Raw genomic sequence first — 23,308 nt, 5'->3', positions numbered from 1 at the left:
GGAACTTATGCAGTTAAATATTATAAAAGCAATAGCAGGCTTGTCGCTGGTAACGGTCATCACTTCCTGCAGTAAAAATTTCATCAACCTGCCGCCGGTATCCAATCAAACCACGGCTACCTTCTTTAAAACCACCGGCGATTTCCAGCAGGGTGTAAACGCTATCTATGATGGATTGCAGAACACGCGCAGCTATGGTAAGTCGGCCTACTACCTGATGGAAGTAAGAAGCGATAACACCGATATCCTTGACCGCGGCGCATTAGGCGGCGTGGCTTCACAGATCGACCTGTTCACCGAAACCACTACCAATCCATTTCTGACCGATGTATACGCAGGCGCCTATCTCACGATATCCCGTGCTAACGCAGTACTGGACCAGATAGATGCTGCCGCTATCCCGGATTCGGCCAAAAAACAATTCAGGGGCGAAGCCCTTTTCCTGCGGGCATTTGTGTACTTCGACCTGGTGCGTTTGTATGGCAAAGTACCGCTCGTAACAAGGGTGGAAACCACTACCGAGTCGCTGAATGATAAGCGGAATGACGTTGCGGAAGTGTATGCGCAAATTGAGAAAGACCTGCAATCCGCCGCCACCCTGCTTCCTGCCGTGTATACTAACGTGAACGACTATGGGAGAGTAACCGCCGGTAGTGCCAATGGTTTGCTGGGGAAAGTATATGTTACGGAGAAGAAATGGAATGATGCCACCACCGTGCTTAAAAACGTGAACGGATATACGCTGTTGCCGGATTACGCAGCCTTGTATAACCCGGCTGCCGGTATCAACGCGGAAGTGTTGTTTACCATCCGTTTTAAAAAAGGATTGAATCCCTCTGAAGGCAACTACTACTTCACCGACATGGTGCCGTTTTCTTTCTATTATAACGGTGTCGCCTATGGGGGATCTAACAACAACCGCCCCACACATGATATTGTGTCGGCTTATGAAGCCGGCGACAAAAGGCTGATCGCCTCACTGGATACCGTTTCATATAAGAATGCCACTACTACGCAACCCGGTAATTATGTAAAGAAATATTTAGATGCTCCCGGTGCTACCGGTGATGGCGGCAGCAGTTTCCCGGTATTGCGATATGCCGATATCCTGTTGCTCCAGGCAGAGGCATTGAACGAACAGGGGTATAGCGCTGCTACCGGCGCCAACAGCGCTTTTGGCTTTCTTAACCAGGTAAGGCGCCGCGCCGGACTGGGCGATAAAACACCCGCAGACCTGCCCAACCAGGCCAGTTTCCGGGATGCGGTTTTTGCTGAGAGAAGGGTAGAACTGGCCTTTGAGAATAACCGCTGGTTTGACCTGGTCCGTTATTCAAAAGGACTGGCCATTATGCAGGCACACCTGAAAAACGAGTATAATCTTACTACGCCGGCGCTTACGCCAGCCAGGCTATTATTTCCTATACCACAAAGCGAAATAGATATACATAACGATCCAGCCAATTTCCCTCAGAATCCTTGACGGTAGATGGTTTGAATTAAAAAGAGCAGGATGAAGCGATTTGTTTTTATGTTGCTGGGAGCATTTGCCGTGCTCCCGGCCGGGGCTCAGCATGCCGGAGACTCCGTATGGGTAAAGGAACATTATTATAAAGAAGAGCGGCAGATCCGCATGCGCGATGGCGTACATCTTTTCACCGCTATTTATATTCCAAAAGACAGCAGTGAAAAGCATCCTGTTTTGATCACGCGTACACCTTATTCTGCCGCGCCTTATGGAGTGGCGTTTACGCCTAATCTCTGGAATACTTACTGGAAAAGCTATGCGGAAGAAAAGTATATCATCGTGATCCAGGATGTACGCGGCCGCTGGATGAGTGAAGGACAGTTTAAAGATATCCGCCCTTTTATCCCGGGGAAGAAGGGGCGCGAAATTGATGAAGCCAGCGATACATACGATACCATCGACTGGCTGCTGGAAAATGTACCGGGCAACAATGGCAAGGTAGGCGCCCTGGGTATTTCGTATCCCGGCTTTTATACTACTATGGCGGCATTGAGCGGGCACCCGGCATTGAAGGCGGTGAGTCCGCAGGCGCCGGTGACCGACTGGTTCCACGGCGATGATTTTCATCACAACGGCGCTTTTTTCCTGATGGATTGCTTTGGTTTTTATACCAAAGGCTTTGGCTATCCGCATCCGTCGCCCGTATCTACAGCGCCTGTGCAGGCGTTGAAGCTGCCCTGCGCTGATAACTACAGCACTTTTCTGAAGATAGGGACCATCAGGAATTTTACCCGGCTAACCGGCGATAGTCTTGCTTTCTGGAAAGAACTCATCGCGCACCCGCAATACGACGGGTGGTGGAAGGAACGCGACCCGCGGAATTATGTAGCGCAGATAAAGCCGGCAGTGCTGGTGGTAGGCGGATTATTTGATGCAGAAGATTGTTATGGCGCCTGGAATTTATATAAGGCGATAGAGCAACAAAACCCGGCCACCCATTTCAATAAGCTGGTGATGGGACCCTGGTATCATGGGCAGTGGGCCGGCAATGATGGTACGCGCCTGGGGCATGTTCAGTTTGGAAGTAATACGGCAACCTGGTACCAGGAGCAGATAGAAGTGCCTTTCTTTAATTATTATCTCAAAGGAAAAGGAAATCTGTCAGATCTCGCAGAAGCGAATATCTTTTTCAGCGGGGAAAACAAATGGCATCAGTTCAGCAAATGGCCGCCGGTGGCAACGGAAAAGGAGATTTTTTTACGGCAGAGTGGTGGGCTGTCGTGGGATAAAGGTGGTACCGGCTTTAGCGAGTATGTGAGTGATCCGGCGCATCCGGTACCCTATACGCAGGACGTGCATTACATCCGTACAAGGGATTATATGACCGATGACCAGCGTTTTGCGTCGCGCCGTGCGGACGTGCTGACTTTTGAAACCGATACGCTTACGGACAACCTGACTATTGGAGGTCCTGTAACCGTTGATCTTCGTGTAAGCATAACCGGTAGTGATGCGGATTTTGTGGTAAAAGTGATAGATGTGTTCCCGGATGATTTCCGCTATGCGGATACGCCGCCGCCAAATAAAACCCGTGATGCCGGCGGGCCTTATCCGCTGGGTGGTTACCAGATGCTGGTACGGGGGGATATATTCCGCGGCCGTTTCCGGGAGAGTTTTGAGAAGCCCGTGCCTTTTATTCCGGGCAAAGTAACGCAGGTGAAGTTCCAGCTGCCGGATGTAGCGCATACTTTTCAGAAAGGCCACCGGCTGATGATCCAGGTGCAAAGCAGCTGGTTTCCTTTAGCCGACCGTAATCCGCAGCAGTTCATCAATATTTATGAAGCAACAGAAAAGGATTTTATAAAGGAAACCATCCGTATTTATCATGATGAGGCGCATCCTTCCGGCATTATATTGCCGGTGCTGAAATGACTATATGCGGCGGAAGTAGATTTCAAGTTTCATCTGCCGTTTTTTATTTTTAAAGATTTCTTCATCTTCCCGGAAGATGACCAGTTCCTCGGGGTTCATGGTCCGGATTTTAAAGGTGATGCCATAGCCGCCGCCTTCCTGGAGCGTGAGTTCTTTGGTGCGACGGTCAAGCGTATAGGCCTCGTATCGCTGGCCGCCGTCTTCCAGCATGCCGTTATCTTTAAAAACCATTACGTCGTTAGGACTGAAACTGGAATCTGTTTTATCAAAAGTTTTTTTGCCGTCTTCTACGCAGCTCATCACCGATTTTACGGGTTGCCAGCGGCCGGTGATTTTCCCGTTTGTTTGGTTGGGCTTTGCATTGCTGCAGGCCATGGAGAGAAAACAGCTCACTATAAGCGAGTATATACTATTCATATTCCGTATCTTTAAATATCAACAAATTGTTCCCCATGCGTATAGATCGCTCTACGGCAATGGCGGTGTTTACAATTACTAAGGTGTTGACAGTTGTGGGATTCGTGCTCTTAATGAAGAGTAAATATGGTCAAAAGAGGCGCTTCTCTGTAGCATCGTTTTGAAGGCCCGAAATGCATTGTCCGTACTTTTACACCTCAAAGGTAGTGTAATATAAAATTGGCACAAGTTTTTTACCCGAATACTTACATTATTATTTTACAGTAAATTTTAAGGTTATGGCAGATAACATTGCGGCGCCATTTATTCCGGCGCAGTATACGGGCGAGGCTACCACAACTGCTGAGGTAAAAACACTGGTTCATGAAGCGGCCGCGCAGGAGTTCTTTAAAACGGCGGTTGCGCGGCTGCTGGATGTAAATCATTGGGCTACACTGAGCGGCAGTATGTCGTCGGGGTTCCAGTTGACGGATCTGGCCGGGAAACCGGCGGAGGGCAGTGCGGAAACAGGGATGTATATACGGATTGATATTCCCGGACCAGGCACCAATGCAGGGAAGGGGTTCGACTGGGTAAAGATTGAGCAGAAGGAGCATGTGGTGCTTAATGAGCACCAGGAAGTGTTTTTTATCAGGGCCCGTCCGTCGGAGCACCCTATCCAGAAAAGTGCGGGCATTGCGCATTTTCTGCGCAAGGAAGCCAGCAGTTCCTTTGTGTTGGTACGTAACGGTGCGGAAATAACTGCCACTGTTTACGGACGTAATGAGGTGCCGAATACACAAACCAATGACCTGGGCGATAAGCTCCGTAATGCAGTGGTAGGCGCCACCGGCGCCATTGGTATATCAAAGTTGCAGTGGAAAGCCCTGGTGAACGGCTTACTGGCGTAAGCTTTACAGTTGCTGTACCCTGTCAAAAAAACTAAACGATTTCATTTGTTGCTCTACCTCCTCAATGGCCTTCATCAGGTTATTTTTTGTATCTGTCAGCGCAGTAAGGGCCACCACCATCTTATTCCATACGGGTTGCATATCAGTAATAAGCGCTTTTCCTTTTTCCGTAAGCAGGATAAGCCGCTTCCGTTCATCTGTTTTGTCTTTTTTTGAGCGGATCAGCTTTTGCTTTTCCAGTTCCTTTAACAGGCTGATAGTAGAAGGGTGGGAGTACCCGATTTCCACGGCTATTTCTACCACGCTGAGCACCGGTTTCAGGTGCAGCGTATAGATAACGGGGAACCACTTGGGCTCAAAGTCGATCCCGTTGGCCTTATAAATCTGTAGCCCGTCTTTCCGCAACTGATCACTGAGTCGCTGTAACCTGGTAGAAATAGCCAGTATCCCTGATTCATCAATTACATTTGTCATGCTGCTCCGTCATTAATGTGTAAGTGATAAAATACATTGTCTGCATTCATCAGGGGAAAATACGATGGTAAATCCGTTTTTTTTATTTCTTTAAAGTGATTGCGTTCATAGAAGCGGCGGGCCGCAGCGAGTTTGTCGACCGTGCCCAGGTACAGATCCGTTATCTGCACGGACTTACTATAGGCAACCAGTTCCTCCAGCAGTTGCTGTGCAATGCCATATTCCTTCCCGCGGAACTCCTTTTTTACAAACATTTTCCGGATGGCCCCTGCGCGGTGCCCGATGCTTATCAGGGCAATAGTGCCGGCCAGTTCTTCCTGTATAAATCCTCCCCAGAATCCGCCGCCGGTGCGGTGGTAGTTCGTGTCAATGTCCTGCAGGTCCGGCTGGTCTTCCAGCGTAACAGGCACATTGAACTCCTTTTGCTGGATAGGCAGGATGATGTCAATTATTTCCTGGCAATATTTGTTGTGAATTGGTCTTATAACAGGTGCTGTACTCATTTGTATTAATTTATAGTACAAAACTACGTAGTTGACTACATAAATAAAAATATTTTTTATCCGGTGTGTAAACGGGACGTGTAGCTGCACCTTAAGGGTAATCATATCAAATCCGCAATTAGACTACAAAAGTCCTCAATTAGGCTACGTACGGCCAGCGGCATCACCTGAACTTTGCTTCATCAAAAATTTAAAGATCAATAAAAATGAGAAACGACATGAATAGTAAAGTTTGGTTCATCACCGGTGCTTCGCGTGGTTTTGGACGCATTTGGGCAGAAGCAGCACTGGAGCGTGGCGATAAAGTGGCTGCAACGGCACGTAACATCGACAGCCTAGCCGGACTCAAAGAAAAATATGGCGAACAGGTATTAACCCTTGCATTGGACGTGACGAAGCCTGGTCAGGCCAAATCAGCCATAGACGAGGCGCATGCATATTTCGGGAGATTGGATATTGTGCTGAATAATGCCGGTTATTCGCTGGTAGGCACTATTGAAGAAGCGAGTGCGGAAGATATCAAGGCGATGTATGAAACCAACGTTTTTGGGGCCGTTGCAGTTATCCAGGCGGCATTACCGCTGCTCCGGCAGCAAGGTGGCGGACATATCCTTGGTACTTCCAGCAACCTGGGGCATGTGGTACTGCCGGTAATCGGATACTACTGCTCAACAAAATGGGCCTTTGAGGCCATCCATGAAAGTCTTGCTGCTGAAGTCAAGGATTTTGGGATCAAAGTGACCATTATTGAACCAGGCGCTTATGCTACAGAATTTGGCAGCCAGGAGTCGCTGAAATTCGCTGCCGGCATGGACATCTATGCGGACTTTAAAAACCAGTTTTTCGGAAAATTAAGAGACCTGGAAAGAGGGGATCCGAATGCCACGCCACAAGCGCTCTTTCAGGTGGTGGATACTGAAAACCCGCCATTGCGGTTCCACCTGGGCAGTCACAACCTGCCGTGGGTACGTTCGGCTTATGAGGAACGCCTGGCGCTTTGGGAAAACTGGGATCCCATTTCCAGTTCAGCCCAGGGAATAGCTAAATAATAACCGGTCATAACCGGTAATCAAAATGGTTACCGGTTATGATTATATTTGTAGGGAGATGAAGAAAGAAGAAAAAAGCGTACATAAATTTGAGACATTGGCAGATGCCCACCGGGCCTTTGGCATGCCTCAGCCAAAGCATCCATTGATCAGTTTGATCAACGGGGCGCCGTCCTGGTCGGAACTGCCGCAGCCAGCGCAGCACCATGTACTGGGATTTTATAAAATTTCCTACAAGCCCAAACTTGCCGGCAAATTAAAATATGGCCAGGGATATTATGATTTCGATGAAGGAGGCTTGCTGTTCGCTTCGCCCGGCCAGGTGTTGGGGGGCGGGGAAAATGACGGACCCGTATGTTCTGAATATACGTTGCTCATCCATCCGGATTTCTTTTTGGGTTATCCAATAGCCAAAAAGATCGGCCAGTATGGGTTCTTCTCTTATACAGCCAACGAAACGCTGCACCTTTCTGAAAGTGAGAAAGACACGATCATTTCCATTTTCGGGATCATGGAAGAAGAACTGAACAGCCGGATAGATGACTTCAGCCAGGATGTGGTGATCTCCCAGATTGAGTTGTTGCTGAATTACGCCAACCGTTTCTATAAGCGCCAGTTTATTACGCGGAAGGCGGTCAGTCATGATCTGCTGCAACGACTGGACGACCTGCTGACAGATTACTTTGGTAATGAGCATTCTTTAAGCAATGGTATCCCCACTGTGCAGTATCTTGCCGATAACCTGCATTTGTCCCCCAGCTATTTAAGCGATATGCTGCGTGCACTCACAGGCCAAAACGCGCAGCAGCGCATCCATGATAAACTGATTGAAAAGGCGAAGGAAAAACTTTCTACGACTACTTTATCGGTGAGTGAAGTTGCTTATGCCCTGGGTTTCGAACATCCGCAGTCGTTCAGTAAGCTGTTTAAAACCAAAACCAAACTGTCGCCGCTTGAATTCAGGCGGTCTTTTAACTGAGTAATAACCGGAAGCTGTCATATTCTGTTTTTTATTTAACTGATGGGATACTTCTCAGTTACTTCTCTGATACTTCTCTGATACTTCTCAGTTACTTAGGAGTAGCGTATGTGTCGTACTCCCCATATACTCCCCATATAGTCCCTATACATTCCCCATACACTTCCCATACACTCATGATACACTTCCCATACACTCATGATACACTCATGATACACTCATGATACACTTCCCATACACTCCCAATACACTATGACTCGTCCTGACATAGGGTCACGTCCTGAAATAGGTTTACACTTTTGTCAGATATCCTGTTTAAAGTTTACAATATTAACTTTCCAACGCCTGCAGAAAAGCATTCAGGTCATCTTCTCTGTCCAGTCCCAGCTTTTGTTTGATCCTGTAGCGGCTCATTCTAACGCTTTTGGCTTCAATATTCATTAGCTGGGCAATTTGCCGGGTATCCATTTTAAGATAAAGGTAGGCGCAAAGTTTCAGATCAAGCAGGGTGAGTTTCTTTTGTGCTTTTTCATTGATCAGGTGAAAGAAATCGGGGTGTATCTGTTGGATCTGGACTTTTGCGTGTTCAAAATCGTTATCGATTACCATTTCTTCCTTGAGGATTTTCTGCATGTTTACGGCATCGCCTTCCGTTAATTTGTCTTTGATGTTCAGTAACGTTTGATGCTTATGTTCGAGGTGCAGCACATTGGCCATTACTTCTTTTTTGAGTTGCTGTTGCCGGGTTGCCAGTAGCTGCTGCTCGGCCCTGAGCCTGGCGTGTTCTTCTTTTTCCAGCTTCACCTGCATTTCCGACTCGTGTTTTTCCAATTGCAGCTGTTTTTCCCGCTGCATGGAGTAACGTAACCTGAAATGATATGAGCGGAACATGAACACCAGTCCAAGCAGGGAGGCGAGCGCAATGCAGGCATACAGATAATTTTGCATGGTGCGGCTCTTCTCCCGTTCTTTCAGGATCTGCATTTCGTTATTCTTCTTTTCCGTTTCATATTGTATTTCCAGCTTTTGGGTATTGAGTGCCTGTTGCTGATTGAACACTTTATTGTTATATAACGTGGCCTCTTTCTGAAACTCCAGGGCTTTGCGGTAGTTGCCCTTTTGTTCATAAAAATCAGACAGCGATTGCACCACATTGATCATGGTATAATAGGAATGGCTGTTAGCCGTTTTCATGACCTGGTAGGCTTCCAGCAGGTAGTTTTCGGCCTGGGCCTCATTGCCTTCCCGCCGGGCATATTCGCTGAGTATGCCCAGGCTGCTGGCGACCACCTCTTCACTGTTGGCGGCATCTTTTAGCACCGTCCGGGCAACGCCCGCATAATGAACGGCTTGTGCTTTGGCCCTCGCATCCTCCACAGGGAAGTATTTCAGGTAGCTGTTGGCAATATTTATACAGGCAATGGCATAGGGATTAGCGGCCACCCTGCCAGGGTATTGTTGGTAGAGCGTTTCCGTTTTACCCAGGTAATACAGCACACTGTCGAGCTCCTGGCGGTTTTTGGTAGTATTGAATTTGTATTCATGGGCTACCGAAAGGGCAGTATAGCAATTGCTCAGCAGGTTGAAATCATTTGCTTTGAGCGCATTATCAGTAGCCAGGCGGGCATAGGTACTTACCTTTTCTTCGTTGTTCCAGCCTGAATTAACCACGTAAAGCTGGTAATATATTTTGGCGGCCATATAAGGGTCAGGCGTCTTATCCAATTGCCGGAGGCCCAGCTGGCAATACTTCACCACCTCGTCTGATTTATCCAATGTTTTATACAACAGCGCACGGATATAAAAGGCATACGCCATCGCCACCGGGTGGTTGGCCTGTTGCGCGCTGGTGAATACAGAATCAACGGTTTGTTTCAGATCACCATACTGTTGTGTATTGAACTTAATATTTGCCAGCATCGCGTAAGCTTTGGTGGCCTCAAGATAATTTTGATGCCGGAGTGAAAGAACAACGCTTTGCCTGGCTGTAGCCATGGCCAGGGAATAGTTTTTATTGGCCCGGTATATCTCAGCCAGCTGGTTAAGTGAAGGGGGCTTTTCCTTTTCATTGAATGTGGGATCAGCGGTTAGAGCTTGTAAACTATCCGGCAACGGCGCCTGTGCAGATACAAAAGATGACCATCCGCAAATACAGATCAACACGCAAACAAATGGCAGATATGGTAATAACTTCATGGGGTTAAATTACTATAAATCGGTAATAGTCATTATGAAAAGATCATTAAAGTTATGAATATCTGTATTTGTAAGATGTTCAGAGTAAATGATTTGAAAATGTTGTAGACATATTGTAGACGCCCTTTTTACATGGGTAGTCGTTTTGTAGGATACCGGGATGCCTGATTAATAAACATTCACCACACATTTGCACAGGCAATAACGCCAACAAAAAAACCTTGAACCCATGAACAGCAAAACATTATCTATTTTATCATATGTAACCCTGATCGGTTGGCTGATTGCTTACTTCTCCGGTAAAGAGAAAACCGACAGCCTGCTCAGGTACCACCTGAAGCAGTCGTTAGGACTCGCCATTGTGAGCATCCTGCTCAATATCACGTTGACCATTGTGGCGCACCTGGTGCCGGCTTTATCTTTCCTCGGCCTGATCGGGTATGTGATCCTTATATTCTGGGTATTGGGAATTATCAATGCAGCCAACCAGGCAGAAAAACCTGTTCCGGTAATTGGTAAAGTATTCGAGAACAAATTTTCTTTTATCAATTAGCCTGCATTAACATTTTCTATTGTTTGTTGGCCCCTTTATTGTTTTGGTTGATCGCATTAATTTTGTACGGTAACTCAATCAAAGAGAGTCACCGGTTGAGGAATTGAAACCATGTTATTTACGGCCCTGGCGCCTATATTAAAAACCTTTCAGGATGGGATTACCTTTTATTGAAATCATTGAGTCTGTAACGCCGGATCCTAATGCATTAATGTGGAAGTTTGCAGATGCCGATAAGGAAATTAAGGATGGTGCAGTACTCACCGTAAGGGAAAGTCAACATGCCCTTTTCCTGAATGAAGGACAACTGGCAGATGTATTTCCTGCCGGAAAGCACATCCTGAAAACCGAAAATATCCCTATACTTACAAGGCTCCGGGGCTGGAAATACGGTTTTGAAAGTCCCATTAAAGCAGACATTTATTTTTTTAACACCCATCAGTTTGTTAACCTCAAATGGGGTACCCCTGCACCTGTATTGATGAAGGATGCCACCTTTGGCCAGGTGCGTGTAAGAGCTTTTGGTACGTACAATATTCGTATTACAGATGTATCCAGGTTCTTTAAAGAATACGCCGGTACCTGGCCGCGACTGGGCATCACAGAGCTGGAGTTGCAGCTGCGTGATTTTATTGCCCCCAAATTTGCCGAGGTACTTGCGCTGGCACAAATTTCAGTGGTAGATGCTGCAGGTAATATCTCCGGTTTAAATGAAAAAATTCAGCCCCTCATTCAGCCGTATTTTACGGACTTCGGCCTGGAAATTACCCGCTTCACCATTACCAGTATCACATTGCCGGAAGAAGTCCTTAAACAATACGACAAAGTTACCGGTATGAATATGGTAACGGACATGAACAAATTTTCACAGTATAGCATCGCCAATGCGATGGACAAAGATCATTCGGATATAGGAGATGGCGCCAGGCAGGCGGTAACCATGGGCATGATCACCAATATGATTACCCAGGGAGCGATGCAGCCTAAGCCCGCCCCGGCAACAGATATTACCGAAAGACTTAAACAACTGAAAACGCTCTTCGATGCACAGCTGATTACCGAACAGGAATATGCTGCTAAAAAAGAAGAACTCCTGAAATTACTCTAACCTTCAACTTACAGGTATTATGGGAGAGGAAAAGAAACGGATACAAGCCTACCTGGAACAGCTCAAAAAGAAGGTAGAGACCCAGGAAAATTATGGCGGGGAAATAACAAACGAAGCAGCTAAACTGGATATTCGTGATTGCCCGGAATGCGGGGCCGGTCGCGCGTATCAGAAGGGACTCACTGCCTGCGCTTATTGTGGTTTTATATTCATGGATACCAAACTAACGGATGGCGTGAATATCAGGAAGGAAAATAATTCATAAATCATGTTCAATTTATTCAATAAGAAATATGAGAACGCTGCCCTGCTCGATGAAATAAAGACCCGGCAGGAGAGATGGTTTGTTTTCCTGGATAAACTGGAAGCCCGCATGGTGGAGATGAACAACGCCGCAGTGCCGGAACTCCGGAAAGTTTTCCAACAGGATACCGATCCTTATAAGCGTGCGCATATTCATATGCTTTCCGGGCTGATCGGACAAATTAACCAGATGCGGAATAAGGCGAATGAGATCCGGGAAGATAATATTGTTGCTTTTGTATATGAAGCGGAAGCATCGCTGCCTTCCATTATTTCCAGGGCCGGGAGTGAATACCGTGCTAAGCTGCATACTTTCAGAATGGCTTGCCTGAACCGGCATTTTGTTTTTGAAGAGAAAATAAATTATGCTATTAGCCTGCTGCAGGGCGCTGCCGGAGAACAGGACCTGGAATCAGCTTACCAGGAAGAACTGGCAGCATTTGAACGGATACGTGATAAGTTCAGCTGCAGGCAATGTGGTGGCAATATCACTATTCCCAGGATGTTCTTTATCGATACTTATATCACCTGCCCGTTTTGCCAGTCGCAGAATACCTTTAGCCCATCCACCGGGGCTCGTATGGTATTGCATCAGGCCCGCAGCCTGGCAGAACAGCGAACAGCCCATTTGCTCCGGAGCTATGAGGCAGCTACGCCAAAGAATCCAGATCTGTACCGTCGCTACCTGCGTGCCATGTTTGATGAATGGAATAAGATAGTACCCGATATGGTGACAGAGAATGAGAAATTTTACGAGCGTTTAATGAATGAATACACGATTAATCATCATCTTTAAATAGAAACATTATGTCTGGCAATCCATTATTAGAACCCATTCACGGAATTACTTTAGAAGATTACGGCGCTGCCTGCGCAAGACTCGGCAGCGGGCTAAGTGAAGACGATGTAGCAAAGGCTTTAGGGGTGGAGTTACCCGTTTGGCAGGAAGCTAACCTGCTTTGGCCCGAGCGGATGAAACAGGACGCCACCTTTCACATTGTTACCCTCTTCGGCCAATACTTTGGCCAGGCTGATCAGCATCCGAAATTCAGCGGCGTAAAGGCGGCTCCTTCACCGCAGGGTGCAGGCAATATCGAAAAAATCAAGCAGGATAAAGACTTCTACCAGGAACTGGAAGTTGCCAGGCAGGTAGCGTATGATTATGGCCTGGATGGCGCCCAATGGATCGTTGACAATTACGGTATTCCCATCGGGGATTTCCAGATTGCCGCGTCCTTATGGAATGACCAGATCCACCGCGATATCCAGGCTGATTATGCCGGGTATAATCAACGGCAGGCGGCTTACCAGGCAAAGTACCAGCAATTGTTTGCTGAAAAGCAGGGAGGCAACGTAGCGGATGATATTGAGTTTTAAAGATATTTTTTTGTAACACTCCAAAGAAAAGAAAGGCTGTATCATATTTTGATACAGCCTTTTCTCATCTGGCACCTGATCGGAACATACAATCATTTTTTCTTTAATAATTCAGCAACAGGATCCGCTGGGCCAGGCCCTTTCCGTTGAGACTGCCGGTTTCACTGTCGAAATCGTAGTGAATACCACCATACACTCTTGAAATGGAGGCCTCATTGATCATAGCGGTGAAGCTGCTGAAAGAACGTGGCGAAAAACCTTCCGGCACTTTTTGTTTATCCGTAAACGTGAAGCTGTTGCCGAAACGGGCAGCCAGGATGTTGCCTGCTGCACTGGTAAAGGTAGCATGCCCGGACGTGTACGACGGGAAAGGCGGGGTGCCTATCAGCGGCGACCAGGTGCTGTCGATATGCGAACGGATATACGTAATAGGGCGAAGCACGTTATACTTGTATTTATATTTCCAGCAAAGGATACCTGCATCATTCAATCCTATTCCTACCTGCGCAAAAAGTGTAGCTGCCTGGCCGAGGCTCAGGTGTTGTTCAGTGACCAGTTGCATGGTGAGTGCAATCAGGTGACCGGGAGGAGTGAAGGTGCCGCCGCCATCTGCCCAGTACCGGGCAATGAGGTTTTCTTCCGGGGTAAGTGTTTTTCCTTTCAGGTAAACAAAGCGCGCGGCTTTGTAGAAGGTGCTGAGCGTGTCTGTAGCATAAGCAGGCGGCTGGATCACTGCCGAATCAGCTGCTGTAGGCTTCACCATAGGACGGTTCTTTCCCCAGTAAGGCAACATGGCCCGTTGCAGCTGCGGTGGTGTTGGTACCCAGTAGCCTGGTCCAACCGGTGGCGTATAGTCGGTGGGAAAGTTGTTCAGGTAGCCATCCTTTCCGCCGTCTGAAGCAGACCACTGGTAAATGGCAGTGGCGATGGCTCTGCCAAAACTGATGGAGCGGTTGATCACTTCCTGTGAACAGGTATCCGAATGTGCCTGCAGGTTATCACTTTCCATCTGGTTGATCAGGTTGAGGTTCTCCACGCTGGCATTGCCGAAAAGGTTTTTAATAATCTGCGCCATGGCACTGTTGGCCGCTATGGTCCAGTTATAACGTTTCCATCTTTCCGGCGCAGGAAGACGGCCAAGCCCATTCAGCTGTCCGCCCAGTGAAGGCGCTCCATACATGCCCCCCAGTACTGCCTCGCGGAGCGTAACGCCGGTGTAGGCAATAGCCCTGGCTGCCACAGGAGGACTAAACCCCGGCGTTTCTTTTATCAGCTTCAACTCCAGCGTATACCAGGAAACAGGGACCGCCACATCGCCTGTGGTTACCAATGTACCGGCTACCATCTCTTTGGCTGCATCGGGAACCGGCTGAATAAGCGCGTCATTCTTTTTACACGCTATCATACTGACAAGGAAAAAAAGTCCCGCACAACGGGATAACAAACAATTAGACTTCATTTTTTCTTTCTTTTTAAGGTTAACATAAAAGTGGTTAGATACAAACAATTACCCGACTAAATTAATCAAGGACCACGCAGCCAATTAGCGTAGTGTATGCTTTTTAAAATGAATAAAAGTTTAAATTGTAAATTGAGTAGCAGTGATGCGCAGGATCTGCTCACAGCAACTATCTTAATAAAAGAAATTTTATCAGCGAATACCAATCCTTAAAACTAACTATAACATGGATGCTGAATCATTAATCAGCTATGGAGGGTTACTCATCGTATTCCTTTCTGTATTCGGGCAAACAGGATTGTTTTTCTGCTTCTTCCTGCCCAGCGGCGGCCTGATGTTTACCGCCGGCGTACTAACCGCCAACGGGAATTTTAATTACAATATACTGGTGGTTTGCGCGCTGTGCGCCATTGCCGCTATTGCAGGAAATGTAACCGGGTATTGGATTGGCCGGAAAACAGGACATTTATTAAAGAACAAAGAAGACTCCGGCATCTTTCGCCGGCAGTACCTCGTATCAGCAGAAGCATTTTATAAAAAGTACGGCGCTACCACACTAACAGCAGGTATCTTTCTTCCGCTCATCCGCACATTTGCGCCTATTGTTGCCGGGATGATCGGGCTCGATTTCCGCCGTTTCCTTTTGTTTGCTGCCATTGGCTCCATAGCCTATGGCTTCAGCTTTGTACTGGCCGGATATCTCATTGGCAGCATGCCTTTCCTGAAACCTTATCTCAAATATTTTATCGTTGTTATTGTGGTTACGGTTACCATTCCCGTGGTGATACGGATCGTGAAGGAGTTCCGGAAATCATCTTCCTAACTATATATTTTTGCTATCGCATCTTTATATTTCTCCGTTACCACCTTTCTTTTCAGGCTGAGTTTTGGCGTCATTTCCCCGCCGGAAATACTCCATTCGTCGGTGAGCAGTTCAAACTTTTTAATTTGCTCCACGTGATTAAAATGCTGGTTGTAGTTGTTCACTACCTCCTGGTACATTTCCAATACCTTCGGTATTTTAACGGCGGCTTCATTGGTGGTATAAGGAATATTCTGCTGGTTCATCCAGTACTTCAGGTAGGTAAAGGCAGGAACAATTAAAGCCCCCGTGAATTTCTCACCGGCGCCTACTACCATGATCTGTTCAATAAAAGGACTTTCCTTAAATTTATTTTCAATGGGCTGGGGAGCCACATATTTTCCGCCACTGGTTTTAAACAACTCTTTCTTACGGTCTGTTATTTTCAGAAATTTATCATCTACCCATAATCCTACATCACCGGTGTGCAGCCAGCCATCAATAACTGTTTCGGCAGTGAGGTCAGGTCTTTTATAATATCCCATCATCACAGACGGACCCTTTACACAAATTTCACTGTCCTCTGCCAGCCTAACTTCAATACCGTTGATAGGAGGGCCTACAGTACCAAACTTCGTATCGCCGCGCGTTTTCCGGTTCACACAAATTACCGGGCTGTTTTCGGTAGGCCCGTATCCTTCATAAACCGGGATCTGCGCGGCGTTAAAAATGCGCAGCAACTTTTCCTGGCAGGCAGCGCCACCGGTTACGATAAACCGGATCTTACCACCCAGTGCTGCCCGCCATTTACTGAACACCAGTTTATTGGCAATAGCCAGTTGGAAATTGTACCACGCGCCTCCACTGATATTATTATCGTATTTACCGGCAAGCGATACGGCCCAGAAAAACAGTTTACGTTTGATGCCTGTTAACCCGCTGCCTGTGGCCATTATTTTTTCAAATACTTTTTCCAGCAGACGTGGAACAGTAGTAAAGCCATCGGGGCTAATCTCTTTCAGGTTGGCACTGAGGGTATCCATGCTTTCTGCATAATAAATACTGATGCCGCTGTACAGGTAGATATAGGTAACGCACTTTTCAAAAATGTGATTCAGCGGTAAAAAACTCAATACCTTACTGGGCTGCGGTGAGTCTTCAAAAGGAAAACTTTCTTTGGACAATAAAACATTCGAAACAATATTGTTGTGCGAAAGCATCACGCCTTTGGGCGTGCCGGTAGTACCGGACGTATAAATAATGGTGGCCAGGTGATGCGGGTCGATGCCCGCTTTAATACTTTCCACCTGCTCCAGCAAACCGGGAGTAGCCTGTGTTGAAATAGTGGACCAGTGCGTAGCGCCGGGTATCTCGTCAAAGGTGTAAATGTGTTGTAAAGAAGGAACCCCTTCCCGGATACTGTTTACTTTATCCAGCAATTCCGGGCTGCTCACAAACATATATTTTACGGCAGCATCTTTCAGAATGAACTGTAATTCGGCGGGGTTGGTAGTAGGGTAGATGGGCACCAGCACCGCGCCTGTTTGCTGTACCGCCAGATCGGTGAATATCCATTCCGGGCGGTTATTGCTGATAATGGCAATTTTATCGGCGCCTTCAGGCGTAAAGTCGTTTCCCCCAACACCCAGTTGTAACAACCCTGCACTGAAACGGTTTACAATTTCGCTGACGGTAGCGGTGTCATATGTTTTCCATTGTCCGTTGATTTTAGCCGCCAGCATATCAGGTTTAGGGAATTGGGCCAGCTGCCAGGCGACAGCATCAAAAAGTCGTCTCTTCGAAAGATTGTTCATACGTGAAAATTAAGGTGTGTATACCGTTAAGATAAATATACTAAAAAATCTGTATGATTTTAAGGGCTGACTGAATGAGGGAGATACAGGGTTACTGATATTTTTATGTTTTTCCTTTGTGGTATTTGAATGATATTTGACCGATTGACAAAAAATATTTACATTTCGGTTACATCCAAAATTTTAGCCAGCCAATAATACCAGAATCAGTAATCAGTTTTGCTGTAAAAGAGCCACGCATGCCTGCAAGAAAAGACGTTTGTTTTGAGGAAGCTGCTTTATGGAAGCGATTTAAAGCCGGTGATAAAACCGCTTTTACGCTGATTTACCGCGAATATACCAGGCACTTGTTTCAATATGGTTTCCGATTTTGTACCGACCGGGAGAAGTTGAAAGACATGATCCAGGATCTTTTTATAGAGATATGGAACAGCAGGGAGACTATCAGTGACGACGTGGCCATCCGGTTTTATTTATGCCGCAGCCTGAAGTACAAACTGATCAGGGCCAATTACCAATACCGGTCTGCCTCCGATAAACAGGATAAATTCCTTCACCAGCATAACCCAATAGAATCTACCGTAGAAGAAAGGATCATTGACGCAGAAATCAGTGATTCCCGCAGTATATTGCTCGACAATGCGATCCGGAAATTATCGCGGCGGCAACAGGAAATTATCACCCTCCGTTTTTATATGGGCTTCACCAATGCCCAGATTGCAGAATTGATGCACATGAAGTACCAGTCTGTCAGCAACCTCCTTTACAACGCCCTGGGGCGCATTAAAGAAACACTGGAAACCACTCCGTTTGCCAGGCGCCTGCTGGAAACCTTTTACTTCTTTATCTGATTATTTTATCTCCGCCATGGCAGGGCATTTCAGCCTTTGTTAAAAAAACTTTAATTTTTTTGAGTATAAAATCGGCGTCTTTGTCATTTGTGATAAAGGGGCAGTTAATTGTCTCAGAAAAAACAGCTGCATGAAGCATTTTGGAGAGGATACCTGGGAGTTTATCCGGGACGATAGCTTTGTTCAATGGGTGTTACGCCCGGATGCGGCCAATACCGCCCGGTGGGAGCAGTGGGTGGCAGCGCACCCTGAACGGGCCGCGGATCTCGAAAAGGCCAGGAGTATGGTGCTGACATTGGGAAACGTACCGCAACCCGCAGTAGAGGAATCGCTGCTGCAGGAAGTGTACGCCGCCCTGGAAGAACATATTGCAGAAGAACGTCCTGCTACGGAATGGGCGCCAACCCGCGTGAGAACGATTTCCCGCTACAGATGGTGGGGGGCAGCGGCCGCAGTACTGGCAGGGATTACATTGGTATCCATCTACCTGAAAAAAGACAACAAAACACCGGTAGCCGCTAAGCTGAAAAGCCATATGGAAGATGAGCAGCTCACCCGCATTAATACCACCGATGCCAACCAGGTAGCCTGGTTAACAGATGGTTCCACCGTAGTACTAAAAGCAGGCGCCTCTATCCGGCACGATGCCTTTTTATTACAGTCCAAAAGAGAAGTATTCCTGAAAGGCGATGCGTTTTTTGATATCGCCAAAGATGCCGGCAGGCCATTCTTTGTATACACGCCTGAAGTGGGCATCAAGGTGTTGGGAACGAGTTTCCGGGTATCCGCAGAAAACGGAAGTTTAACAGTAACCGTTAAAACCGGTAAAATAGCCGTGTACAACCTGGCCGATAAAGAACAGCGCAGTTACGTGGTAACGCCTAATCACAAAATCCGTTTTAATATCCGCACGGCGGCATTTGTAGCCGATTCGCTGAATACCAGCGATGTGGCAGCGCTATTGCCTGCCGTGGAACCGCCGCCTTTCGTATTTGATAATACCGCCGTAACCGACATATTCCACGCAATGGAAACGGCCTACAGTATAAAAATTAACGCGAGCGAGGAAGTATTTGGTAAGTGCATGATCACCACTACCATTACCAATGAATCATTTGAAAACAAACTGAAAATTATTTGTGCTGCTATCAATGCCAGCTATAAAATCAGCGGGGGCCAGGTATATATCACCGGGAAGCCGTGTAGTTAAAAGTATTGTTCACTTGTAATTCCGCTAAAATGATCCCTGAATTCACTTGATTATCAACCAAAAAAAGGGGCGATGCACTAACACCGCCACCCTGTAATTTTTTCCTGTAACGTCTGGACAACTGCCGCAGGAAAGGATTTGTCGTATTAACGTTTTCATTAATCACAACAAAACACTTGAAGTTATGCACAAATTTGCAAACTCCAACCGGACTGTCATATTTTTTATGAGGGTTACACTATTACAAATAGGCTTATTGTTCTGCCTGATCACTTGTACATTCGCCCGGGATGTGCATGCCCAGGAGGTGCTCACAAAGAAGGTGTCATTAAACATGCCGCCCACCGACCTGCGTAATATCCTCAAAGCTATCACAGAAAAAACAGCTGTAAACTTTACCTACAACAACAGCACATTACCAGCCAAACAGCGTGTTGCCGTGAAGGCCAGCGATGAGCAGCTGGGCGAAGTGTTGCAGCGTTTACTCACTCCTTTGCACATCACTTTTGAAGTGATCAATGAGCAGATTGTGCTGAAGAAGGAAGCCTCCATGAATATAGAGGGCTTCAATGTGCTTTTTCAGAAGATCAATGGAGTCGTGAAATCCAGCGACGGCAGCCCGTTGCCAGGTGTGAATGTAATGGTGGCAGGTACCAACAGGGGTACCGTTACCAATGTGGACGGGCACTTTGAAGTAGAGGCAAAGGAAGGCGATGTGCTCGTTTTTTCCTCTATTGGTTTTGCCCAGCAACGTGTAACCGTGGGCGCCAACCCCGTGCTGAATATTGTAATGGCTACTTCCGCCACCTCGCTGGATGCGGTAGCCGTAACAGCATTGGGTATTAAAAGAAGCGTAAGAACATTGGGCTATTCACAGGAAGAAGTAAAAGGCGGAGAAGTGGCCAAATCCAATGCGCCCAATATTGTGAATGCACTGGCCGGAAAAATGGCAGGCGTGAATGTTACCAGTCCCAATGGTGTGGACGGTGGTACCACCCGCATCGTGATTGGCGGTAACAACACCATCCAGGGCGATAACCAGCCGCTGATCATTGTAGATGGTATGCCGATGGCCAACGACCTCGCGCAGCCTTACGATGTGCGTAATGCACCTACCGGTAGCGCCATGTACGCCGGAAACAACGCAAACGCTGCCAGCACCAGTTCCCCGAAAGATTTCGGCAGCCCTATCAACATGATCAATCCCGAAGATATTGAAACGATCAGTGTACTGAAAGGCCCCACCGCTGCTGCTTTGTATGGCGGTAAAGGCGCTAACGGCGTAATCCTGATCACCACAAAAAAAGGCGCTAAACGCAACGGTCTTGGTGTAGACTATACCTACGGTTATAAAAATATTGATCCATACCGTTTCCTCGAACTGCAGAACCAATATGGCGCAGGCGGTATGGTGTCGTTAGATCCACCGCAATATTTAACGGATGCCAACGGCAACCCTAAGTTAACAGAAGGCTGGACAGGCATGTACGTGGATCCTAAAACAGGGTCAGGCCCGTATGGCGTGAATACCTACAACCAGGTGGGATGGGCCGGTTCCGGTCTTTCCTGGGGTCCAAAAATGGAAGGCAAATCAATTACCTGGTGGGATGGTTCCCAACAGGCAGATGTGCCCCAACCCGATAATATTAAACTGCTGTTCCGCAACGGTACACAGTCCACACATAATGTATCCCTTTCCGGTGGTAACGAATGGGGCTCTATCCGGGCATCCTATTCCCGCCTGGATAACGAGGCGGTATTGCCTAACAGTGATTATTACCGCAATACCTTCAACCTGGGCGCCAACATGAAGCTCACGAAAAGGGTAAGCGTGCAGGTAACTTCTTCCTATATCGTTAACCAGTATCATAACCCTCCGCAACTGGGTAACGACGATGCCAATTCCTGGATGAAGCGCCTGGTATACAATGCAGGCCGGAACTACCGGGGAGAAGATATTGGTATCTATAAAAATGAAGATGGTTCACAAAATACCCTCTCCGGTTTTCCATGGGTGGGTAACGGCGGCGCTACCGTATGGAACATCATGGAAAATAATACCGTTCAGAACAGGCGTAAATTGCTGGCCGGCGTACAGCTGAATTATGAAGCCACCGATTTCCTGGACTTTGTTTTCAGGGGAGGATTGGATAATAATACCAACGAGCTGACCATCAAGAACAGACCGACGGATGTAATAGGCATCACCAAAGGGTATTATGGTCATGGTACAGAACAGGACAACGCTTCCAACATGGATTTCATCGGAACGCTGCATAAGGAAAACCTGCTGAATGGTGTGCTTAATGCAAAGTTCTCACTGGGTGGAACTATTTACCAGCGCGACATGTACGGCATGTTTAACTACAACGACAACTGGGCGATCCCCAATGTATATTCACTGAACACCGGTACTTATCTCGGTAACCCGCACCCGGTAACAGAAAGCCAGTTGCGCAAGCGCATGAATTCTGTTTACAGTTTCATTAACCTGTCATACAAGAATTTTCTCTACCTGGATGTAACCGGTCGTAACGACTGGTCATCTGCCCTGCCCAAAGGCCAGTGGTCTTATTTCTTCCCTTCTTTTGCAGGTAGCTTTGTATTTTCTGATCTGCTGAAGACAGATCCGGCTTTCCTGAGCTTTGGTAAAATAAGGGTAGCGTGGGCGCAGGCAGCAGTAGATCCTGCACCTTACCAGATCAACTATAATTATTCCAGCTTAACATTCGCAGGCCAGGCGGCTAACCTGTTGCCAAGCTCCCTGCCGGCGAAGGACTTCAAGCCGGCTATTAACACCACTGCCGACTTCGGCGTAGTGTTAGGCTTTCTGCATAACCGTTTGAATGCCGACTTCAGGTATTACAAAGGAAAATCCAGGAACCAGATTCTCAGCTCTCCATTGCCAATGAGCTCCGGGGTGAACACCATTGTGGTGAACACCGGTGTGCTTGAAAATTCAGGCATGGAACTGATCCTGCGCGCTAAAGTAATTGACCGCAAAGAATTTGGATGGGATGTAGCGCTGAACCTGGCGCACAGCAATAACAAGCTGTTGTCATTGTCTGATGGTACGGATCGTGTGGATATGGCCAGTGCCTGGAATGATGGCGGCTCACACGGCCCGGTTATTTCTGCAAGGGTAGGCGACCAGTTCGGCACCATTTACGGTCATGATTTTATCTACGACCCCAAAACCGGTTTGCCGCTGATGGTGCAGAATCCCTTCGGAAATGCAGCCATGAACGGTACCATGTACCAGGCAACCGACGGCCTGGTGCCTTTGGGTAATGCTACACCTAAATTAACCGGCGGTATCACCAATACCTTTACATTCAAAGGGGGGATTTCTGTAAGCGCACTCATTGATGCAAAAATCGGTGGAGACATCTGGTCCGGTACCTATGCTACCATTATGCAACAGGGCCAGGCGCCGGAAACACTGAAAGAAAGGAATGGCGGCGGGCTGCCATATACCACACCTAATGGCACACAAACCAACTGGGGCGTGGTATTGCCAGGTGTGTTCCCCGATGGAAAGGTGAACGATAACGTAGTGCATTACTATTATAAATACATGCCTTACGGCGTATGGAGCAGTACCGATCTCGGCTCCGGTGTGAAAGGAAGCGACTGGATCAACAAAAGCGCTGTGCTGGAAAATACCTGGGTGAAGATGAGAGAGATTTCTGTTAACTACCAGGTACCACAAAGCTTTGTCAGGAAAACAAAAGTATTCCAGGCAGCTTCCCTGTCGCTCGTAGGAAGGGATCTTTTTTACCTCTACACTTCATTGCCCGATCATATCAACCCGGAAGGTGTAAACGGTGCAGGCAATGCGCAGGGACTGGAATTTATGTCTATGCCGAGCTTCCGCTCCTTAGGTTTCCAGGTAAGGGTTTCCTTCTAAAGGAACAGATCTACTC

At 47.3% G+C, this 23,308-nt stretch carries 20 protein-coding genes; 14 read left to right on the top strand and 6 right to left on the bottom strand.

The window, feature by feature from the left end; translation table 11 throughout:
• Nucleotides 1–7 precede the first annotated feature (7 nt).
• A complete protein-coding gene (locus tag ACLHR0_RS10485; protein WP_436486379.1) occupies nucleotides 8–1,480 on the top strand; it encodes a RagB/SusD family nutrient uptake outer membrane protein in 1,473 nt (490 codons plus the stop codon).
• A 30-nt stretch (nucleotides 1,481–1,510) separates the two neighbouring features.
• Entirely contained in the window at nucleotides 1,511–3,397 is a 1,887-nt protein-coding gene (locus tag ACLHR0_RS10480) for a CocE/NonD family hydrolase (protein ID WP_436486377.1), read from the top strand.
• On the opposite strand, the gene ACLHR0_RS10475 is transcribed toward ACLHR0_RS10480, so the two are convergent.
• On the bottom strand, nucleotides 3,398–3,814 hold the full coding sequence (locus ACLHR0_RS10475; protein WP_429048236.1) for a hypothetical protein: 417 nt from the start codon (nucleotides 3,812–3,814) through the stop codon (nucleotides 3,398–3,400).
• Between the two features lie 278 nt (nucleotides 3,815–4,092).
• On the opposite strand from ACLHR0_RS10475, the gene ACLHR0_RS10470 reads away from it, so the two are divergent.
• Complete coding sequence (locus ACLHR0_RS10470; RefSeq protein ID WP_370910826.1) at nucleotides 4,093–4,704, top strand: hypothetical protein; 612 nt, start codon at nucleotides 4,093–4,095, stop codon at nucleotides 4,702–4,704.
• Between the two features lie 3 nt (nucleotides 4,705–4,707).
• On the opposite strand, the gene ACLHR0_RS10465 is transcribed toward ACLHR0_RS10470, so the two are convergent.
• On the bottom strand, nucleotides 4,708–5,178 hold the full coding sequence (locus ACLHR0_RS10465; protein ID WP_429048234.1) for a MarR family winged helix-turn-helix transcriptional regulator: 471 nt from the start codon (nucleotides 5,176–5,178) through the stop codon (nucleotides 4,708–4,710).
• Nucleotides 5,175–5,681, bottom strand: a complete 507-nt coding sequence (locus ACLHR0_RS10460; protein ID WP_436486375.1) for a GNAT family N-acetyltransferase — start codon at nucleotides 5,679–5,681, stop codon at nucleotides 5,175–5,177. Before ACLHR0_RS10460 ends, ACLHR0_RS10465 begins: the two co-directional genes overlap by 4 nt.
• A gap of 218 nt (nucleotides 5,682–5,899) precedes the next feature.
• Here ACLHR0_RS10460 and ACLHR0_RS10455 point away from each other — a divergent pair, with 218 nt between their 5' ends.
• Both ACLHR0_RS10455 and ACLHR0_RS10450 read left to right on the top strand, forming a co-directional pair.
• Nucleotides 5,900–6,730, top strand: a complete 831-nt coding sequence (locus tag ACLHR0_RS10455; RefSeq protein ID WP_436486373.1) for an SDR family NAD(P)-dependent oxidoreductase — start codon at nucleotides 5,900–5,902, stop codon at nucleotides 6,728–6,730.
• Nucleotides 6,731–6,788: 58 nt separating this feature from the next.
• Nucleotides 6,789–7,709, top strand: coding sequence for a helix-turn-helix domain-containing protein (locus tag ACLHR0_RS10450; protein WP_436486371.1), 921 nt, complete (start codon nucleotides 6,789–6,791; stop codon nucleotides 7,707–7,709).
• Nucleotides 7,710–8,039: 330 nt separating this feature from the next.
• On the opposite strand, the gene ACLHR0_RS10445 is transcribed toward ACLHR0_RS10450, so the two are convergent.
• The gene (locus ACLHR0_RS10445; RefSeq protein WP_436486369.1) at nucleotides 8,040–9,905 is read right to left on the bottom strand and encodes a helix-turn-helix transcriptional regulator; all 1,866 of its coding nucleotides are present in this window, start codon (nucleotides 9,903–9,905) and stop codon (nucleotides 8,040–8,042) included.
• Nucleotides 9,906–10,134: 229 nt separating this feature from the next.
• Between ACLHR0_RS10445 and ACLHR0_RS10440 the strand changes: the two genes are divergently transcribed.
• From ACLHR0_RS10440 to ACLHR0_RS10420, 5 genes are all read left to right on the top strand, one after another.
• Nucleotides 10,135–10,458: a DUF4870 domain-containing protein gene (locus ACLHR0_RS10440; RefSeq protein ID WP_429048224.1), complete on the top strand. Its 324-nt coding sequence runs from the start codon at nucleotides 10,135–10,137 to the stop codon at nucleotides 10,456–10,458.
• Between the two features lie 154 nt (nucleotides 10,459–10,612).
• A complete protein-coding gene (locus tag ACLHR0_RS10435; RefSeq protein WP_436486367.1) occupies nucleotides 10,613–11,566 on the top strand; it encodes an SPFH domain-containing protein in 954 nt (317 codons plus the stop codon).
• A 19-nt stretch (nucleotides 11,567–11,585) separates the two neighbouring features.
• Complete coding sequence (locus ACLHR0_RS10430; RefSeq protein WP_436486365.1) at nucleotides 11,586–11,831, top strand: hypothetical protein; 246 nt, start codon at nucleotides 11,586–11,588, stop codon at nucleotides 11,829–11,831.
• A 3-nt stretch (nucleotides 11,832–11,834) separates the two neighbouring features.
• Nucleotides 11,835–12,665 carry a hypothetical protein gene (locus tag ACLHR0_RS10425; protein ID WP_436486363.1) on the top strand — a complete coding sequence of 277 codons (831 nt, stop codon included), beginning with the start codon at nucleotides 11,835–11,837 and terminating at the stop codon, nucleotides 12,663–12,665.
• An 11-nt stretch (nucleotides 12,666–12,676) separates the two neighbouring features.
• The gene (locus tag ACLHR0_RS10420) at nucleotides 12,677–13,246 is read left to right on the top strand and encodes a DUF6620 family protein (RefSeq protein WP_429048218.1); all 570 of its coding nucleotides are present in this window, start codon (nucleotides 12,677–12,679) and stop codon (nucleotides 13,244–13,246) included.
• Between the two features lie 103 nt (nucleotides 13,247–13,349).
• Here the strand turns inward: ACLHR0_RS10420 and ACLHR0_RS10415 are convergent, their stop codons facing one another.
• On the bottom strand, nucleotides 13,350–14,651 hold the full coding sequence (locus ACLHR0_RS10415) for a vanadium-dependent haloperoxidase (RefSeq protein ID WP_436486361.1): 1,302 nt from the start codon (nucleotides 14,649–14,651) through the stop codon (nucleotides 13,350–13,352).
• A gap of 280 nt (nucleotides 14,652–14,931) precedes the next feature.
• On the opposite strand from ACLHR0_RS10415, the gene ACLHR0_RS10410 reads away from it, so the two are divergent.
• Entirely contained in the window at nucleotides 14,932–15,528 is a 597-nt protein-coding gene (locus ACLHR0_RS10410; protein ID WP_436486359.1) for a DedA family protein, read from the top strand.
• On the opposite strand, the gene ACLHR0_RS10405 is transcribed toward ACLHR0_RS10410, so the two are convergent.
• Complete coding sequence (locus tag ACLHR0_RS10405; protein WP_436486357.1) at nucleotides 15,525–17,321, bottom strand: AMP-dependent synthetase/ligase; 1,797 nt, start codon at nucleotides 17,319–17,321, stop codon at nucleotides 15,525–15,527. The genes ACLHR0_RS10410 and ACLHR0_RS10405 overlap by 4 nt on opposite strands.
• A gap of 239 nt (nucleotides 17,322–17,560) precedes the next feature.
• On the opposite strand from ACLHR0_RS10405, the gene ACLHR0_RS10400 reads away from it, so the two are divergent.
• The 3 genes from ACLHR0_RS10400 (at nucleotide 17,561) to ACLHR0_RS10390 (ending at nucleotide 23,292) form a co-directional block, all read left to right on the top strand.
• Complete coding sequence (locus ACLHR0_RS10400; protein WP_429064515.1) at nucleotides 17,561–18,172, top strand: RNA polymerase sigma factor; 612 nt, start codon at nucleotides 17,561–17,563, stop codon at nucleotides 18,170–18,172.
• 130 nt (nucleotides 18,173–18,302) lie between these two features.
• A complete protein-coding gene (locus ACLHR0_RS10395) occupies nucleotides 18,303–19,382 on the top strand; it encodes a FecR domain-containing protein (protein ID WP_436486354.1) in 1,080 nt (359 codons plus the stop codon).
• 184 nt (nucleotides 19,383–19,566) lie between these two features.
• Nucleotides 19,567–23,292 (top strand): SusC/RagA family TonB-linked outer membrane protein, encoded by a 3,726-nt coding sequence (locus ACLHR0_RS10390; RefSeq protein WP_436486352.1) that lies wholly within the window; start codon nucleotides 19,567–19,569, stop codon nucleotides 23,290–23,292.
• Nucleotides 23,293–23,308: the final 16 nt, after the last annotated feature.

This window comes from Chitinophaga sp. ARDCPP14, assembly GCF_051362515.1.
GTDB lineage: Bacteria > Bacteroidota > Bacteroidia > Chitinophagales > Chitinophagaceae > Chitinophaga.
Note: the sequence above shows the minus strand (reverse complement) of the source record. Positions and strands in the feature narration are given on the sequence as shown.

Coding starts and splice junctions, on each gene's coding strand:
- ACLHR0_RS10420 (WP_429048218.1), top strand. CDS start 12,677: ATGTCTGGCAATCCATTATTAGAACCCATTCACGGAATTACTTTAGAA.
- ACLHR0_RS10460 (WP_436486375.1), bottom strand. CDS start 5,681: ATGAGTACAGCACCTGTTATAAGACCAATTCACAACAAATATTGCCAG.
- ACLHR0_RS10450 (WP_436486371.1), top strand. CDS start 6,789: ATGAAGAAAGAAGAAAAAAGCGTACATAAATTTGAGACATTGGCAGAT.
- ACLHR0_RS10485 (WP_436486379.1), top strand. CDS start 8: ATGCAGTTAAATATTATAAAAGCAATAGCAGGCTTGTCGCTGGTAACG.
- ACLHR0_RS10415 (WP_436486361.1), bottom strand. CDS start 14,651: ATGATAGCGTGTAAAAAGAATGACGCGCTTATTCAGCCGGTTCCCGAT.
- ACLHR0_RS10405 (WP_436486357.1), bottom strand. CDS start 17,321: ATGAACAATCTTTCGAAGAGACGACTTTTTGATGCTGTCGCCTGGCAG.
- ACLHR0_RS10390 (WP_436486352.1), top strand. CDS start 19,567: ATGCACAAATTTGCAAACTCCAACCGGACTGTCATATTTTTTATGAGG.
- ACLHR0_RS10470 (WP_370910826.1), top strand. CDS start 4,093: ATGGCAGATAACATTGCGGCGCCATTTATTCCGGCGCAGTATACGGGC.
- ACLHR0_RS10430 (WP_436486365.1), top strand. CDS start 11,586: ATGGGAGAGGAAAAGAAACGGATACAAGCCTACCTGGAACAGCTCAAA.
- ACLHR0_RS10395 (WP_436486354.1), top strand. CDS start 18,303: ATGAAGCATTTTGGAGAGGATACCTGGGAGTTTATCCGGGACGATAGC.
- ACLHR0_RS10475 (WP_429048236.1), bottom strand. CDS start 3,814: ATGAATAGTATATACTCGCTTATAGTGAGCTGTTTTCTCTCCATGGCC.
- ACLHR0_RS10435 (WP_436486367.1), top strand. CDS start 10,613: ATGGGATTACCTTTTATTGAAATCATTGAGTCTGTAACGCCGGATCCT.
- ACLHR0_RS10465 (WP_429048234.1), bottom strand. CDS start 5,178: ATGACAAATGTAATTGATGAATCAGGGATACTGGCTATTTCTACCAGG.
- ACLHR0_RS10445 (WP_436486369.1), bottom strand. CDS start 9,905: ATGAAGTTATTACCATATCTGCCATTTGTTTGCGTGTTGATCTGTATT.
- ACLHR0_RS10425 (WP_436486363.1), top strand. CDS start 11,835: ATGTTCAATTTATTCAATAAGAAATATGAGAACGCTGCCCTGCTCGAT.
- ACLHR0_RS10440 (WP_429048224.1), top strand. CDS start 10,135: ATGAACAGCAAAACATTATCTATTTTATCATATGTAACCCTGATCGGT.
- ACLHR0_RS10400 (WP_429064515.1), top strand. CDS start 17,561: ATGCCTGCAAGAAAAGACGTTTGTTTTGAGGAAGCTGCTTTATGGAAG.
- ACLHR0_RS10480 (WP_436486377.1), top strand. CDS start 1,511: ATGAAGCGATTTGTTTTTATGTTGCTGGGAGCATTTGCCGTGCTCCCG.
- ACLHR0_RS10410 (WP_436486359.1), top strand. CDS start 14,932: ATGGATGCTGAATCATTAATCAGCTATGGAGGGTTACTCATCGTATTC.
- ACLHR0_RS10455 (WP_436486373.1), top strand. CDS start 5,900: ATGAATAGTAAAGTTTGGTTCATCACCGGTGCTTCGCGTGGTTTTGGA.